Origin of the sequence: Amycolatopsis sp. NPDC050768 (assembly GCF_040654155.1) — a bacterium.
Taxonomy (GTDB): Bacteria; Actinomycetota; Actinomycetes; order Mycobacteriales; family Pseudonocardiaceae; genus Amycolatopsis.
Map to the genome: position 1 here is coordinate 156,563 of NZ_JBFAHL010000018.1, position 15,106 is coordinate 171,668.

General features: G+C 71.2%; 16 protein-coding genes. 11 read left to right on the top strand and 5 right to left on the bottom strand.

Annotation, left to right across the window (positions count from 1 at the left end):
* Positions 1–57 precede the first annotated feature (57 nt).
* Positions 58–759, top strand: coding sequence for a response regulator transcription factor (locus tag AB0H62_RS39325; RefSeq protein WP_360591732.1), 702 nt, complete (start codon positions 58–60; stop codon positions 757–759).
* A complete protein-coding gene (locus tag AB0H62_RS39330) occupies positions 756–2,207 on the top strand; it encodes a HAMP domain-containing sensor histidine kinase (protein WP_360591734.1) in 1,452 nt (483 codons plus the stop codon). The genes AB0H62_RS39325 and AB0H62_RS39330 overlap by 4 nt, the downstream gene beginning before the upstream one ends.
* Here AB0H62_RS39330 and AB0H62_RS39335 read toward each other — a convergent pair.
* Positions 2,179–2,853 (bottom strand): pyridoxamine 5'-phosphate oxidase family protein, encoded by a 675-nt coding sequence (locus AB0H62_RS39335; protein WP_220237641.1) that lies wholly within the window; start codon positions 2,851–2,853, stop codon positions 2,179–2,181. The genes AB0H62_RS39330 and AB0H62_RS39335 overlap by 29 nt on opposite strands.
* Positions 2,854–2,947: 94 nt before the next feature.
* Between AB0H62_RS39335 and AB0H62_RS39340 the strand changes: the two genes are divergently transcribed.
* Both AB0H62_RS39340 and AB0H62_RS39345 read left to right on the top strand, forming a co-directional pair.
* Positions 2,948–4,318, top strand: coding sequence for a PLP-dependent aminotransferase family protein (locus AB0H62_RS39340; RefSeq protein WP_360591736.1), 1,371 nt, complete (start codon positions 2,948–2,950; stop codon positions 4,316–4,318).
* Between the two features lie 738 nt (positions 4,319–5,056).
* Entirely contained in the window at positions 5,057–6,154 is a 1,098-nt protein-coding gene (locus AB0H62_RS39345; RefSeq protein ID WP_360591738.1) for a D-alanine--D-alanine ligase family protein, read from the top strand.
* A gap of 46 nt (positions 6,155–6,200) precedes the next feature.
* On the opposite strand, the gene AB0H62_RS39350 is transcribed toward AB0H62_RS39345, so the two are convergent.
* The gene (locus AB0H62_RS39350) at positions 6,201–6,725 is read right to left on the bottom strand and encodes a hypothetical protein (RefSeq protein WP_360591740.1); all 525 of its coding nucleotides are present in this window, start codon (positions 6,723–6,725) and stop codon (positions 6,201–6,203) included.
* Between the two features lie 394 nt (positions 6,726–7,119).
* Between AB0H62_RS39350 and AB0H62_RS39355 the strand changes: the two genes are divergently transcribed.
* Positions 7,120–8,469, top strand: coding sequence for an MFS transporter (locus AB0H62_RS39355; protein ID WP_220237645.1), 1,350 nt, complete (start codon positions 7,120–7,122; stop codon positions 8,467–8,469).
* Here the strand turns inward: AB0H62_RS39355 and AB0H62_RS39360 are convergent.
* Together AB0H62_RS39360 and AB0H62_RS39365 are read right to left on the bottom strand one after the other, a co-directional pair.
* Positions 8,450–8,995 (bottom strand): DUF3515 domain-containing protein, encoded by a 546-nt coding sequence (locus AB0H62_RS39360; RefSeq protein ID WP_220237646.1) that lies wholly within the window; start codon positions 8,993–8,995, stop codon positions 8,450–8,452. The genes AB0H62_RS39355 and AB0H62_RS39360 overlap by 20 nt on opposite strands.
* A gap of 19 nt (positions 8,996–9,014) precedes the next feature.
* Positions 9,015–9,248: an Lrp/AsnC ligand binding domain-containing protein gene (locus AB0H62_RS39365; protein ID WP_220237647.1), complete on the bottom strand. Its 234-nt coding sequence runs from the start codon at positions 9,246–9,248 to the stop codon at positions 9,015–9,017.
* A gap of 138 nt (positions 9,249–9,386) precedes the next feature.
* Here AB0H62_RS39365 and AB0H62_RS39370 point away from each other — a divergent pair, with 138 nt between their 5' ends.
* From AB0H62_RS39370 to AB0H62_RS39390, 5 genes are all read left to right on the top strand, one after another.
* The gene (locus AB0H62_RS39370; protein WP_360591743.1) at positions 9,387–10,349 is read left to right on the top strand and encodes a thiamine-phosphate kinase; all 963 of its coding nucleotides are present in this window, start codon (positions 9,387–9,389) and stop codon (positions 10,347–10,349) included.
* A gap of 10 nt (positions 10,350–10,359) precedes the next feature.
* Positions 10,360–10,833 carry a GNAT family N-acetyltransferase gene (locus tag AB0H62_RS39375; protein ID WP_360591745.1) on the top strand — a complete coding sequence of 158 codons (474 nt, stop codon included), beginning with the start codon at positions 10,360–10,362 and terminating at the stop codon, positions 10,831–10,833.
* Between the two features lie 16 nt (positions 10,834–10,849).
* Positions 10,850–11,380, top strand: coding sequence for a gamma carbonic anhydrase family protein (locus AB0H62_RS39380; RefSeq protein WP_220237650.1), 531 nt, complete (start codon positions 10,850–10,852; stop codon positions 11,378–11,380).
* Positions 11,381–11,411: 31 nt separating this feature from the next.
* Positions 11,412–12,089, top strand: coding sequence for a uracil-DNA glycosylase (locus AB0H62_RS39385; RefSeq protein WP_360591747.1), 678 nt, complete (start codon positions 11,412–11,414; stop codon positions 12,087–12,089).
* Between the two features lie 64 nt (positions 12,090–12,153).
* On the top strand, positions 12,154–12,945 hold the full coding sequence (locus AB0H62_RS39390) for an alpha/beta hydrolase (RefSeq protein WP_360591749.1): 792 nt from the start codon (positions 12,154–12,156) through the stop codon (positions 12,943–12,945).
* Between the two features lie 151 nt (positions 12,946–13,096).
* Here the strand turns inward: AB0H62_RS39390 and rpmB are convergent, their stop codons facing one another.
* Entirely contained in the window at positions 13,097–13,288 is a 192-nt protein-coding gene (rpmB, locus tag AB0H62_RS39395; protein WP_091623274.1) for a 50S ribosomal protein L28, read from the bottom strand.
* Positions 13,289–13,510: 222 nt separating this feature from the next.
* Between rpmB and AB0H62_RS39400 the strand changes: the two genes are divergently transcribed.
* Complete coding sequence (locus AB0H62_RS39400; RefSeq protein WP_360591751.1) at positions 13,511–15,106, top strand: DAK2 domain-containing protein; 1,596 nt, start codon at positions 13,511–13,513, stop codon at positions 15,104–15,106.

Here is a 15,106-nt window from a genome sequence, read left to right on the forward strand (position 1 = left end):
GCTGTCGGCCGCGCGCTCCGCTCGCGCGCCCGCGCGGTGGTCACGGAGGATGGTGGAGTGGACAACCCGAACCCGGTGCGGCTGCTCGTCGTCGACGACGAACCGCACATCGCCGATCTCGTCGCGACCGTCGCCCGCTACGAGGGTTGGCAGGCCGTGACCGCGGGCTCGGGCGCGGCGGCGCTCAGCCGCGTGGCGGAGTTCGGACCCGACATCGTGGTGCTCGACCTGATGCTGCCCGACCTCGACGGCTTCACCGTGCTCGACCGCCTGCGCGAACACGGCAACGCCGTGCCCGTGGTCTTCCTGACGGCAAAGGACGCGACGGCCGACCGCATCGCCGGCCTGACCCGAGGTGGCGACGACTACCTCGTGAAGCCGTTTTCCGTCGAGGAGTTGATGGCGCGGCTGCGGGCGGTGCTTCGCCGGAGCGCGGCCGCGCCGCCCGCGCCGCGCACCGCCGTGTTGCGCGTGGAGGACCTGACTCTCGACGAGGACACGCGCGAGGTCCGTCGCGGCGATCGGCTCGCGGAACTGACGCCGACCGAGTACGAGCTCCTGCGTTACCTCATGCGCCGCTCGCCGGCCGTGCTCACGAAGGCGCAGATCCTCGACCACGTGTGGGAGTACGACTTCGGCGGCCGGTCCAATGTCGTCGAGCTGGTGATCTCGCACCTGCGCCGCAAGCTCGACGACGGCGCCGAACCGCTGATCCACACCGTGCGCGGCGTCGGCTACGTCGTGCGGGCGGGCCGGTGAAGCGGCTGCGGCGCTGGGCTCGCCGCTGGTACGCCGCGTGGCGCGCGTCGCGGCTCGGCACCCGGCTGGCGTTCGGGCTCGGCGCGCTGGCGCTGGTGGTGTTCGCGATCGTGGGGACCGTCACGGTCGGGTTCATGCACGGCTACCTCGGCCGTCGTCTCGACGAGCAGCTCAAGACGAGCCAGGTCGCGCAGGTGCCGGGGCTGCGCAGTTCGCACGGCAACCCGGAAATCGTCTACTCGTGGTTCTCGGCGGTGTTCGAGGTCGACCGCGGAGTGGCGACGCCGCGGCCCGGCAGCAACCTGCCGACCGACATCACGCCGCTCGCCGACGTCGCGTCCGACGCCACGGATGGAGACGTGTTCCGCACGGTGTACATCCACGGCGGCGGGCCTTATCGCGTACGCGCGTGCCCGGTCGCGACGGATTCCGCCGGCAGCGGAACGGTGTTGCTGAGCGCGGCGCCGCAGGCGGATCTGGACAGCACGGTGCGGCAGCTGGTGCTGGTCGAGGTGATCGCGTTCCTCATCGCGCTGGCGATCCTGGTCGTGGTGGGGCGGCTCGTGCTGCGCCGCGGCCTGCAGCCGTTGTCGGACATGGCGGGCACGGCGCACGACATCGCGTCGCACGACCTCACGGGGACGGCGAACCTGCCCGTGCGCGCGACGGGCGAAGGCGGCGGCGCGGAGGTAGCAGAGCTGCGCACGGCGTTCAACGTGATGCTCACGCACATCGAGTCGTCGCTCGCCGCGCGGACGGCCGCCAACGAGCGCCTTCGCCGTTTCGTGGCCGATGCGTCGCACGAGCTGCGTACGCCGCTCACGTCGATCCGGGGCTACGCCGACCTTTTCCGGTACGCGGCGGCGAACGAACCCGAGGAACGTGAGGCGCACCTGGCGAAGATCCGCGAGGAGACGGCGCGGATGAGCGTGCTCGTCGACGATCTGCTGCTGCTCGCGCGCCTCGACGCCCACGACGCGGAGCCGCCGGTGCGGCCCGAACGGGTGGACGTTGTCCCGATTGCCGAGGCCGCCGCGGACGCGTTCCGGGTGGGGCGGCCGGCGCATCCGCTGGGGGTTTCGCTGGGTACTTCGGCGGTTTTCGTCGACGCGGATCCTGTGCGGCTGCGGCAGATTTTCGACAACCTGCTGGCGAATGCGGCCGTGCACACACCTTCCGGGACGCGGGTGGGTTTGTCGGTCAGCGTTCTGGATTCCGTCGCGGTGATCCGCGTGGAGAACGCCGGGCCGGGGATCTCGCCGGAGGATCAGCAGCGGATCTTCGACCGGTTCTTCCGCGTTGACAACTCGCGCACGCGGTCGGCCGGTGGCACCGGTCTGGGCCTGTCCGTGGTGCACTCGCTGGTCGTGGAACACGGTGGCACGGTCGAAGTGACGAGCCGGCCGGGCCAGACCGTGTTCACCGTGCGGCTGCCTCTGGCTGGGTGACGCGTCCGGTGACGTGCTCGGGCACGCTCCAGCCGGCGGGCAGGTCGGCGGAGGGTTCGGGTTCGCCGAAGACAGTTGTCACCGGGAGGACGCCGGCCCAGGCTTCGTTGGCGCTCACGTCTTCCGGCTCGTCATCGGGGCCTTCGGCGCGCAGTTTCACCGAGGCTTCCGCGAGGTCGAGCGCCAGGACGGAGACGGCGGCGAACTCCTTCGCGTTGACGCCGCGCGCGTGGTCCCACGAGCCGGGGGAGAGGTGGTCGGTGAGCACGCGCAGGGCGTGGAGCTTCTCGTCCCGGTCGGTGATGAGGCGCGCGCGGCCGAGGATGACGGCGCTGCGGTAGTTCATGGAGTGGTTGTTGACCGAGCGGGCGTAGACGATGCCGTCGAGCAGCGTGACGGTGACGCAGACGTCAAGGTCCAGTGCGGCGGTGCGCAGACTGGCCGCGCCCGTGGAACCATGCAGGTAGAGCGTGTCGCCGTCGCGGCCGTAGCCGGTGGGCAGCACGAGCGGCGCACCGTCGCGGACGAGGCCGAGGTGACAGATCAGGGCCTCGTCGAGCACGGCGTGCAGTGTCGCGCGGTCGGTGGCCGCGCGGTTCTTCTTGCGGCCGAGGGTCGTGCGGGGGGTCGGCGAGAGGCTCGTCATGTCCGCAGTGTCGCGCGGATGAGTGGACGTGTTGAACGACCACTTCTTCTACACTTGGGAAGTCCACTTTTTCAGTTCGGTTCGAGGAGGATTCGTGTCGTACGCCGACACCGCGCTGCCGGTGAGCCTCGACCGTGAGGCGAGCACGCCGCTGGCCGTGCAGCTGGCCGACGCCCTGCGCGAGGCCGCCGCGAGCGGGCACCTGCGCGGCGGCGACCGGTTGCCGTCCACGCGCGCGCTGGCCGAGCGGCTCAGGGTTTCGCGCACGGTGACCTCGGCCGCGTACGAGCAGCTGCACGCCGAAGGCTGGATCGCCGGGCGCCACGGCTCCGGCACGTACGTGACGACACCGCCGACGCGCGCGGCCGCGTCGGTGTCCCCGGCGGGACCGCTCGCGCCGGAACCCGAGACGGCGCCCGTACTGGATTTGACGCCGGGCACGCCGTGGGCGGCCGGTCTGGACCGCGCGGCCTGGCGCCGCGCGTGGCGGGCGGCGGCCGACCCGGAGCCGTTGGTCCGCGCCCACCGCGCCGGCCTGCCCGAGTACCGCGCGACCGTTTCGGAACACCTGTTGCGGCACCGCGGTCTGGCCGCCGGCTCGGTCTTGGCGACGGGCGGGACCACGGCCGCCGTCGTGGAGCTCGCCGCCGCGGTGCTGCGGCGCGGCGCGGTGGTGGCGTTCGAGGAACCGGGTTACCAGCGGGCCGTGCAGGCGTTCCGGTCCGCCGGCCTGACGGTGGTGGGCGTGCCCGTCGACGAGGAGGGCCTCCGCCCCGACGCGATCCCCGCCGGCGCGCGGGCGGTCTATTGTTCGCCCGCGCACCAGTACCCGATGGGCAGCCGCATGAGCGCGGCGCGCCGCGTGGAGCTCGTGGAACGCGCCCGCGCCGACGGCATGCTCGTCATCGAGGACGACTACGACGGCGAGCTGCGCTTCGACGTCGCCCCGCTGCCCATGCTGGCCGCCCTCGCGCCCGACGTCGTCGTCCACTTGGGGACCACGAGCAAGATCCTCACTCCCACGCTCGGCGCCGGCTGGCTCGTCGCGCCCGCCTCGGTCACCGAGGCCGTGCTCGCCTACCGCGACCTCACCGGCACGCGCCCCTCCCCGGCCGGCCAGCGCGTGCTGGTGGAGCTCGCCCGCCACGGCGACCTGGGCCGCCACCTGCGCAAACTCCGCCGCGAACTCGCCGAACGCCGCTCTCTGCTGTCCGCCGCCCTCACCTCCGCCACCATCCCCATCCTCGGCGACGACGCCGGTGCCCACCTCGTGGTCCCCTTCGCGTCCGCCGCCCAGGAAACCCGCTGCTTGACCGAGGCCGAACGCCAGGGCATCCGCCTGGACGGGCTGGCTCGCCACTTCGCCGGGACGCCGACGGCGCACGGGGTGGCGCTCGGGTACGCGGGCTGTTCGCGGGAGGCGTTGGTGAGTGCGCTGCCGGCTTTGGTGGGTTTGCTTCGCTGACTGGCCGATGTACTGCGCCTTCCGCTGCGGTCGCCGCACCGCCGCGAACGGTCCAGTGGCACCGCGGTCATCGCTCTCGGCACTGCGGGCCTTTCTCGCGAGGCTCTTGTGGCGGCGCGACCGCCGGCGGATTCGCTTCGCTGACCGCGAGGTCCGGGGCTTCTTTGCCTGCGGTGACGAGTGGCGTGCTGCGCGAGCGGTCCGGTGGCACCTCAGCCGTCACTTTCGGTGCCGTGGGGCGCGCTTGCGAGGTTCTCGTGACGATGCCGCCGCCGGCGGCGGGTGACCCCAAGGGTGACGCTGCTTCGCCTGCGGCGGTGAGTGGCGTGCAGCGGACTGGTCCTTTGACGCCATAGCTGCTCGGCTGCGGCGTCAAAGGACCAGTCGACCCCCCGCCGATACGGCGAGCTCCTCGTCGCGGCGCGACCGACCCTGGCCGCACCGCGTGGCCGATGTGCTCGGCCGCGGCCGGGGCCCGCGGACTCGGTGAGTGACCGGCGTCCAGCGCGAGCGGTCCCGTGGTGACCGGTGTGCAGCGCGACCGGTCCACTCGGGCAACCGGCGGGAGGCGTCCGTCACGGTCCGACTGCGCCTGCACCCGGCCGCACCCCAGCGCCGAACAAGCACCTGATCATGCCCAACCCGCACCCACCACCCCCGCCGGTGGACGGGCCGGGGGACCCGTCGCAACGCCGGGTGCGCGCCGTTGGGCGTGGTCACCCGGTACGGTGACCGACCATGAGTGCTGAGAAGATCCGCGTGGCGGTCGTGTTCGGCGGGCGCAGCAGCGAGCACACCATCTCGTGCCTGTCGGCGGGCAGCGTGATCGCGAACCTGGATCCGGAGCGCTACGAGGTGCTCCCCGTGGGCATCACCCCGCAGGGTGGCTGGGTGCTCGGCACCGGCGACCCGAAGGAGCTGAGCATCCAGGGCCGCGAGCTGCCGACTGTGGAGTCCGGCCGCGCGCTCGTGCTGGCGGGCGACCCGACCAGCCGCGAGCTGCGCACCGTCGACCCCGGGCAGGCGACCGAGGTGCTCGGCACCGTCGACGTGGTCTTCCCCGTGCTGCACGGCGCGTTCGGCGAGGACGGCACCATCCAGGGCCTGCTCGAGATGGCCGACATCCCCTACGTCGGCCCGGGCGTGCTGGCCAGCGCCGCCGCCATGGACAAGGAGTACGCGAAGAAGCTGCTCGCCGCGGAAGGGCTGCCGGTGGGCACGTACGCGGCGCTCCGCCGTGGACAGTCCACTTTGGCCCAGAATGACCGGGAACGCTTGGGGCTGCCCGTTTTCGTGAAGCCCTCGCGCGCGGGCTCGTCCGTCGGGATCTCGCGCGTCACCGACTGGTCCGATGTGGACGCCGCCATCGAGCTGGCCCGTCGCACCGACCCGAAGGTGCTCGTGGAGGCCGCCGTGGTCGGGCGTGAGGTCGAGTGCGGCGTGCTGGAGTTCCCCGACGGCCGCGTGGAAGCGTCGCTGCCGGCGGAGATCCGCGTGCTCGCCGAGGGCGAGGACGCCTGGTACGACTTCGAGACCAAGTACCTCGGCGAAGACGCCGAGCTGGACATCCCGGCCAAGCTCGGCGACGCCTTCACCGACCGCCTGCGCGCCATGGCCGTCGAGGCGTTCCGCGCGCTCGACTGCCAGGGCCTGGCCCGCGTCGACTTCTTCGTCACCGAAGCCGGCGATCTCGTGATCAACGAGGTCAACACCATGCCCGGCTTCACCACGAAGTCCGCCTACCCGAAGATGTGGGAGGTCACGGGCGTCGACTACAGCACGCTCCTGTCGACCCTCATCGACACCGCCATCGCCCGCGGCACCGGCCTCCGCTGACACCACACAGGGTCACCCACTTGGGTGACCCTGTGTGGTCACGTGATCAGGGGATCGACTTACCCAGCGCGAGCAACGCCGCCGGCGTCAGGAACGTGTAGAGCGACGTGACGGTCAGGATCCCGCCGAGCACCTTGCCGGGCAGCTTGCCGTAGGTCGTGGCCGCCACCGCGAGGAACGCGACCAGCCACACCACGAGGATCGAGTGCAGCATCCAGCTGCCGTCGAAGAATTTCCACCACAGCAGCGGCACGACGGCCACCGCCACGGCCAGGTTGCCGACCGGCCGGAGGTCCAGGCCTCGCACGAGCGTCACGCCCAGCGTGGTGAAGAACGTGCCGTAGAACGTGACGATTCCGGCCAACGGGACGCCCGTCGCGGGCGGCGCCGTCGCGATGATCACGGCGGCTTGCAGGAGGTCCACGACGCCGGCGAGCAGCGTCACCCAGCCGACCGTGGTCAGTGGATTCGGGCCGTCCTCGACGGGTTTGGCGCCGATCCCGAGAAATGCCAAGCCGTTGAGCCAAACGGCGAGTCCCGAGACGACGAAGATCACGGTTATCGGCGGCACTGGTGATTCCTTTCCGAGGCGGAATTCGGCGCGCGACAGGTCCACTCGGCGCACCGTGGGGTCGAAAGACCAAGGGGTACAACGAGAAACGGTCGACCCGGAGCTGCGGCGATCAGGGTCGAGCGAAAGTGCAAACGGTGAAGAAAAGAAACCTCCTGACATTCCAGGCCCGATATCACGGAGAATTTCACCGGCGCCGCATTTCCCGATGATGTCGCCCGGAACAACTTGGTGTTTCCGTTGTTTCGAAATCATGAACAGCCGCAGGAAAGGACCGGACCACAACCGCCGAACCGACGAACGGCATCACCCACTACAGTGATCATCCGGTGGCACCGGGTGACGCCGACGTGGCCCGCGCGCGGCAAGCCCGAGCCAGGGCAGGAGACAACGCGTGCAGATCGCATCCCGGCTCGACCGGCTCCCGGTCACCCGCCGGCACCGGTACTTCGTCGCCGTGGTGGGGGTCGCGACGTTCTTCGACCTCTACGACCTGTTCCTCGCGTCCACGATCAGCACCGTGCTCACGCACGAGTTCGGCGTCACGGCCGACGCGCTGAAGTACGTGCTCGCGTCAGCGTTCGTCGGGGCGTTCGTGGGCGCGGTTTGCCTCGGCAAGCTCGCCGACCAGCTCGGCCGGCGCCGCGCGTTCCTGCTGACGCTCGGCCTGTACTCGGTCTTCACGCTGCTCGGCGCCTTCAGCACGGACGTCTGGATGCTCGTGGTCTGCCGCTTCATCGCCGGCATCGGCATCGGCGCCGAGCTCCCCGTCGCCGACGCCTACCTCGCCGACCTGCTGCCCGCCCGCGCCCGCGGCCGCGCGACAGCCTGGGCGTACACGCTCGGCTTCTGCGGCGTGCCCGTCGCCGGGTTCCTCGCGCGGGCGCTGGCCGGCCATTCGCCGCTCGGCGTCGACGGCTGGCGCTGGCTGTTCGTGATCGGCGCGCTCGGCGCCGCCGTCGTCTGGGGCCTGCGGTTCACGCTGCCGGAGTCGCCCCGCTGGCTCGCCGCTCGCGGGCGAGAGGCGGAAGCCGACGAGATCGTGCGCAAGCTCGAAGCCTCGGCGCCGCAACCGCTCCCGGAACCCGCGCCCGAACCGCCCGCGCCGGAACCCGTGCGGTTCTCCGCGCTCCTGCGCAAGCCGTGGGCGCGGCGCACGTCGATGCTCTACATCTTCCAGCTGCTGCAAGCGTTCGGCTACTACGGCTTCGGCTCGCTCGTGCCGATCGTGCTGGCCGCCAAGGGGTTCAGCCTCGTGAACTCGCTGACGTTCAGCGCGATCACGTTCCTCGGCTACCCGATCGGTTCCGCGCTCTCGATCCCCGTCATCGAACGGATCGAGCGCAAGTGGCTGATCGTCGTGAGCGCCGCGGCGATGGCGGTGTTCGGGCTCGCGTTCGGCTACTCGACAGCCGGTGTGGCGATCGCGGTGTTCGGCTTCTGCTACACCGCCGCCAGCAACGTGTTCTCCAACGCGTTCCACACCTACCAGGGCGAGCTGTTCCCGACGTCGCTGCGCGGCACGGCTGCCGGTTCGGCGTACGCGCTCTCGCGCCTGGCCACTGCGGCGATGCCGTTCATCCTGCTGCCGGTGCTGCAGGCGCAGGGCGCCACCAGGATGTTCGCCGTCGTGGCCGCCGCGATGGTGGTGCTGATCGTCGACGTCGCAGTTTTGGGGCCACGCACCACGGGCGACTCGCTGGAGGAGATCGCCGCCCGGACGGTCAGAACTTCAAGGGTTTGACCGGCAGCTTCGCGTTGACGGTGTCCGACACCGTCTGCAGGGGACCGGTCCCGGCCGAGTCGGGGACGGTCAACGCGACGTAGACGTCGCGGTCCACCACGTACCACGTGGCCGCGGCGTCTTCGGTGACCTGCAGCCACTGCACGCCGTTGACCAAGCGCAGCTGCGCGGTCGGGGTGAGCTCCGGCGGCCGGTCGAGCCCGCACCGCAGCACGATCGCGTCGCCGTCACCCCAGGCGACGGTGGCCTTCGGCGCGGGCTGGGCGAGCGTGCGCCGGACGAGGTCCTGGCCGTTGGACTTCAAGGTCGAGGGCAGCGCGTCGACGACCGTCGTGCACGCCTGCGTGGTCGCCTGAGGGGCGGGAACGGCGACGAGTGGGAGCGGTCCACTCGCGACGCCCTCGCCGCTGAGCGCCGATTTCTTCGTCACCGCGAAGACGGCGACCACCACGGCCAGCGCGACCACGAGCACGGCCGCGACCACGAGGACCACCCGCGGGGGTGCGCCGGTGTCGGAATCTGCCACCCCCGAAGTGCACCACGTCTCAGAGGTGGACCACCGGGCAGGTCAGGGTTCGGGTGATGCCTTCCACGTTCTGCACCTTCGCGACCACGAGCTGGCCCAGCTGGTCCACGGTCTCCGCGGTCGCGCGCACGATCACGTCGTAGGGACCGGTGACATCCTCCGAGCTGGTGACGCCCGGCACACCGGAGATCTCCGCCGCCACCGCGGCCGCCTTGCCGACCTCGGTCTGGATGAGGATGTATGCGTGGACCACGGCGTGCCCTTTCGTCGGTAGCGATGGAGTCGAGGTAGGAACGGTGTAGGCAAGGTATCGCCAGCCCCGGGAAAAACCTAGGGGATCCGACTGTCGGTGGTCGAGGCTTCGTACACGGAGAGAAACAGGAGGTGACCGGTGTCACCGGACGATGGCTCGGTGGCCGGGACAGGCGAGTTCGCGCTGATCCAGGCGGTCACCAACGGGCGTCGCCAGCCGGCGGCAACGCTGCTCGGCCCGGGCGACGACGCGGCCGTGGTCGCAGCGCCCGACGGCCGCGTAGTGGCGACCACGGACGTGCTGGTCCAGGGCGTGCACTTCCGCCTCGACTGGTCGAGCCCCGAGCAGGTGGGGCGCAAGGCCGTGGCGGTGAACCTGTCGGACGTCGCGGCCATGGGCGCGAAACCGACCACGGTCCTCGTGGGCTTCGCGTGTCCACCGGACACTCCCGCCCAGCTCGTGACCGAGATCATGAACGGCATGTGGGCCGAGGCGACCCGCGGCGGCGTCGGGGTGTCCGGCGGCGACATGGTGAGCGCCGACCAGATCGTGATCAGTGTCACCGCGTTGGGTGACCTCGAAGACCGTGAACCCGTGACGCGCTCCGGCGCCCGGCCTGGCGACGTCCTCGCCGTCTGCGGGCGACTCGGCTGGGCGGCGGCGGGATTGGCCGTGCTGCGGCGAGGGTTCCGTTCGCCGGTCGGGGTCGTGAACGCGCAGCGCTGCCCGGAACCGCCGTACTCGGCCGGGCCGCAGGCCGCGCTGGCCGGCGCGACGTCGATGATCGACATCTCCGACGGGCTGCTCGCCGACCTGGGGCACATCGCCAAGGCGTCGGACGTCGGGCTCGACGTGAGCACCGCGGAGCTCGAGATTTCCACGCGGCTGCAGGAAGTGGGTTCCGCGCTCGGCGCCGACCCGCTGCACTGGGTGCTCACCGGTGGTGAAGACCACGCGCTGGCGGCGACGTTCCCGCCATTCGACGAGCTGCCGGAGGGCTGGCGCAAGATCGGCGCGGTGACGATGCCGGGATCCGGCGTGACCGTGGACGGCAAGGATTATGGTCACGAAGGCGGTTGGGAGCACTGGCAGCAGCACTAGCCTCGTCGTCGTGGAGATCCGAGCGGTCGCGTACGACCATCCCGACGCGACCAAGCTGATGGCGGAAGTGCAGCTCGAGTACGTGCGCCGCTACGGCAGCGAAGACTCGACGCCGATGGACCCTTCGCAGTTCGCGCCGCCGCGTGGACTGTTCCTCGTCGGTTACCTCGAAGGCGTGCCCGTGGCATCCGGCGCGTGGCGCGCGCACGACGGGCCGGCGCCCGCGTTCAGCCCCGGCGACGTGGAGCTGAAGCGGATGTACGTCGTGGAATCCGCGCGGGGCAAGGGTTTCGCGCGCGTGATGCTGGCGGAGCTGGAACGCACGGCGGTCGCGGCGGGGCGGCTGCGGGCCGTGCTGGAGACGGGTACCGAGCAGCCGGAGGCGATCGCCCTCTACGGTTCGTCGGGCTATACCCGGATCCCGGGTTACGGCGTCTACAAGGACGAACCCGACAACCGGTGCTTCGGCAAGAACCTCGTGTGACCAACGGGAGACGGCTTTGGCGATCTACGCGCTCGGCGACCTCGAACCCTCGATCCACCCGGACGCCTACGTCCACCCCGACGCCACCGTGATCGGCGACGTCCGCATCGGCCCGCGCGCTTCCGTATGGCCGCAGACGGTGCTGCGCGGCGACCACGGCTACATCGAGATCGGCGAACGCTCCAACGTGCAGGACGGCTGCGTGCTCCACTGCACCAAGCGGCACCCGACGATCCTGGGGCCGTCGTCGGCGATCGGCCACGCAGTGCACGTCGAGGGCGCGGTGATCGGCACCGGCTGCCTCATCGCGTCGGGTTCGGTGGTGCTGAACGGAACCGTGATCGAGGACGGCGGAATGGTCGGCGCGGGCGCGGTGCTGTCGTACAACTCGCACGTAGGCCCGGGCGAGATCGCGCTCGGTGTGCCGGCGAAGGTGCGGCCGAACAAGTCGTTCTCCGCCGAGCAGATCGCCACGGTGGTCGACTCGTACGTGCGCCGCGGCGCACGGTTCCGCGAAGAGCTGCGGCGCCTCGACCCGCCACGGTGACCCCGCTCGCACCGCGCTAGGCTCGCGGGCCGTGACCGCACGACCGCTGCAGGAAATCGTCGAAGCCGGGTGGGCGCAGGCCCTCGAGCCCGTGGCACCGCAGGTCAGCGCGATGGGGGAGTTCCTCCGCGCGGAGATCGCGGCGGGCCGCACGTACCTGCCGGCGGGTGAACACGTGCTGCGGGCGTTCAAGCAGCCGTTCCACGACGTGCGGGTGCTGATCGTCGGCCAGGACCCGTACCCGACGCCGGGCCACGCGGTCGGCTTGAGCTTCTCGGTGGCGCCCGACGTGCGGCCGCTGCCGAAGAGCCTCGTCAACATCTACAAGGAGTACGCCGAGGACCTCGGGCACCCGTTGCCGACCAACGGCGACCTCACCCCGTGGGCCGACCAGGGCATCCTGCTGCTCAACCGCGCGCTGACGGTGGAGCCCGGCAAGTCGAACTCCCACCAGGGCAAGGGCTGGGAGCAGGTGACCGAGCAGGCGATCAAGGCGCTCGCGGCCCGCGACGAGCCGATGGTGGCGATCCTCTGGGGCCGCAACGCCCGCAACCTGCGGCCGATGCTGGGTGAGATCCCGTGCATCGAGTCGGCGCACCCGAGCCCGCTTTCGGCGCACAACGGCTTCTTCGGCTCGCGGCCGTTCAGCCGCGCGAACCAGCTGCTGGCCGACCAGGGCGCGGCGCCGGTGGAGTGGAAACTTCCCTGAGCCTGTCCGGTCGCGGGTCGTCGCTCCGACCTCCAAGGTGAGAACGACACCCAGGAGGACAGCCATGACCACCACCGTCACTTCCGCCGACGGCACGCCGATCGCGTTCGACACCTACGGCGCGGGGTCGCCGGTGCTGCTCGTCGGCGGCGCTGTGAATGACCGGACGACCGTGGCCGCGCTCGCCGTCGTGCTGGCCGAGGCCGGATTCCAGGGCGTTGCCGTTGATCGGCGAGGCCGTGGTGAGAGCGGGGACGCGCCTGTGTACTCGGTGGAGCGCGAGCTCGACGACCTGTCGGCCGTGATCGACGCGGTCGGCGGCTCGGCGGCGGTTTTCGGCCACTCGTCGGGCGCGATCCTGGCTCTCGAAGCGGCGGCCCGGGGGCTGCCGATCACGAAGCTGGCCGTGTACGAGCCGCCGTTCATCGTGGACTCTCAGCGGCCACGCCCTGGTGAAGACCTCGCGGAGCGCATCAGTGCCCTCGTGGCCGACGGTGATCGCGACGGCGCCGTGGAGCTGTTCCTGACCGAAGGCGTGTCAGTGCCGCCCGAAGGCGTGGCGGCCATGAAGGGGCAACCGGTGTGGGACTGGTTCGCCGGCTACGCGCACACGCTGCCCTACGACATCACCGTGACCGGTCCCGGCGGCCGCTTGCCGGCCGACCGGTTGGCCGCTGTCACCGTGCCCACGCTCGTGCTGTCGGGCGGTGCCGGGGAGGCGTGGATGGCCGCTTCGGCCCGGGCCGTCGCCGAAACCGTGCCCCACGCGCGGTACGAGTCGATCCCAGGCCAGGACCACGGCGTCCTCAACGCGCCCGAATCGTTGCGCACCGTGCTGACCGATTTCCTGAGGTGACAAGAGGCGGCTCTATCGAGTGGTGACCACTCGCGGGGGTCCAGGGGGCTTGCCCCTGGCGGGGGTCTGGGGGTTCGACCCCCAGAACACACGTAAGGCGAAAAAAATGGCGAGTGCTCTCCACGAGCACTCGCCATCCCAAGCTTTCGCCTTACCCGCGGACGACCTTGCCCGCCTTGATGCACGAGGTGCACACGTTGAGGCGCTTGCGCTGGGACACGCCGATCTTGGCGTGCACAGTCTGGATGTTCGGGTTCCACCGGCGGTTGGTACGCCGGTGGGAGTGCGAGACCGACTTGCCGAAGCCCGGTCCCTTGCCACAGACGTCGCACACGGCAGCCACGTCGAACTCCTCTGGATATGGGACAAAGAATGGCGCCCAGACCAGCTGGGCAACTCGACCATAGTAACTACTCGTCTGGGTAGGGTCCGCACGGGGTCGTACCTGCAGGAGCGGTACCGGCGAGATTGACTCCGGCAGGATCGACGCCTGCGAGGTCGAGTCCTACGGGATCGACACTCGCGAAGTCGATACCCTCGCGGGAACCAGCGAGGAGGTTACGGGGTGCGGGTGCTGGACGTGGTGGCGGTGTCGGCCTGGTCGGCCGCGTGTGTGCGCAGCCTGGAGGTGCTGCGCCCGGCGATCAACGGCATCAACGTGTACCCCGTCGCGGACTCCGACACGGGTTCGAACCTGCTGCACACGATGACGGGCGCGCGCGACGCGTTGGCCGCCGCGGAGCCGTCCGACGTGGCCGAGGCGCTGACCGTGCTGGCGAAGGGCGCCGTCGCCGCCGCGCGCGGCAACTCCGGGGTGATCATCTCCCAGGTCGTGCGGGGGATCGCCGACTGGGCGGCCGAGGGCGACGACCTCGACGGCGCGGGTCTCGCGGCCGCGCTGGCGCACGCCGACCGGATCGCCACGGGCGCGGTGAGCCGGCCCGTCGCCGGGACGATGCTGACCGTGCTGCACGTCGTGGCCGCAGCCGTCCAGGAGGACACGCGGTCGCTGGCCGATGTCGCCGCCACCGTCGCCGCGGCGGCCGCGGCCGCGTTGGAGGAGACGCCGAAGCAGCTGCCGGCCCTCGCGAAAGCGGGGGTCGTCGACGCTGGAGGGCGAGGGCTCGTCGCCGTGCTCGACGCGCTGGCCGGCGTGATCAGCGGCACCGCGACGCAGCCCGAGCACGAGCTCACGGCCACCGTCGAGGCGCCTGCTGCCGCCGAGCCCGCGCCGTACGCGTGGGAGGTCATGTACCTGCTGGACGGCGTCGAGGAGGCGCGGCTGCCGGCGTTGCGCAAGGGGCTGAGCGGGTTCGGCGACAGCGTCACGGTGGCGGGCGACGGTTCGGGCAGCCACGCCGTGCACGTCCATTGCGCCGACATCGGCGCGGCCATCGAGGCGGGGCTGGAGCTGGGCCGCCCGCGCCGGATCCGCATCGAACCGCTGCTCACGCCCACGCCGATCGAGCCGGGCGGCGGGCTGGACCGGTCGGTGGTGGCCGTGGTGCACGGCGGAGGGCTGGTCGAGCTGCTGCGGGCCGAGGGCGTTGCCGTGCTGGCCGTGCCCGACGGCGGGAAACCCGGCGTCGAGGACATGATCGGGCTGTTCAACGCGGCCGCGGGCCGGCACGTGACCGTGCTGCCCGGCGGTCTCGATCTCACGGCCGCGGCCGACGCCGCGGCGGGCCACGCGATGGCGGGTGACCGCGATGTCGTGGTGATCCCGTGCACGTCGCCCGTGCAGGTGCTGGCCGCGCTCGCGGTGCACGACGAAGGCCGGCGGGTCAACGACGACGTCGTCGCCATGGCCGAGGCCGCCGCGGCGACCAGGCGTGGCGAGGTGCGGATCGCGGGCGAGGAGTCGCTAACCTGGGTGGGCCGGGCCCAGTCCGGTGACGTGATCGGCCTGGTCGACGACGAGGTGGTGCTGATCGAACCGGCGCCGGCCTCGGAGACGAACCTCGTCGCGGCCGCGATGAGCGTGCTCAACCGGATGCTGACGCTCGGCGGCGAGCTGGTCACCGTGCTGAGCGGGGCCGCCGCCCCGCCGGGCGTGACCGCGGAGCTCGCCGAGCAGCTGCGGCTGGAGCACCCCGAAGTGGAGTTGACGAGTTATGCCAGTGGCCAGGCCGGAGCCGTGCTGCTGATGGGGGTCGAATAG

Excerpts from the sequence above, each read along its gene's own strand:
- AB0H62_RS39335 (WP_220237641.1), bottom strand. The coding sequence starts at position 2,853 with ATGACGAGCCTCTCGCCGACCCCCCGCACGACCCTCGGCCGCAAGAAG.
- AB0H62_RS39345 (WP_360591738.1), top strand. The coding sequence starts at position 5,057 with ATGAGTGCTGAGAAGATCCGCGTGGCGGTCGTGTTCGGCGGGCGCAGC.
- AB0H62_RS39390 (WP_360591749.1), top strand. The coding sequence starts at position 12,154 with ATGACCACCACCGTCACTTCCGCCGACGGCACGCCGATCGCGTTCGAC.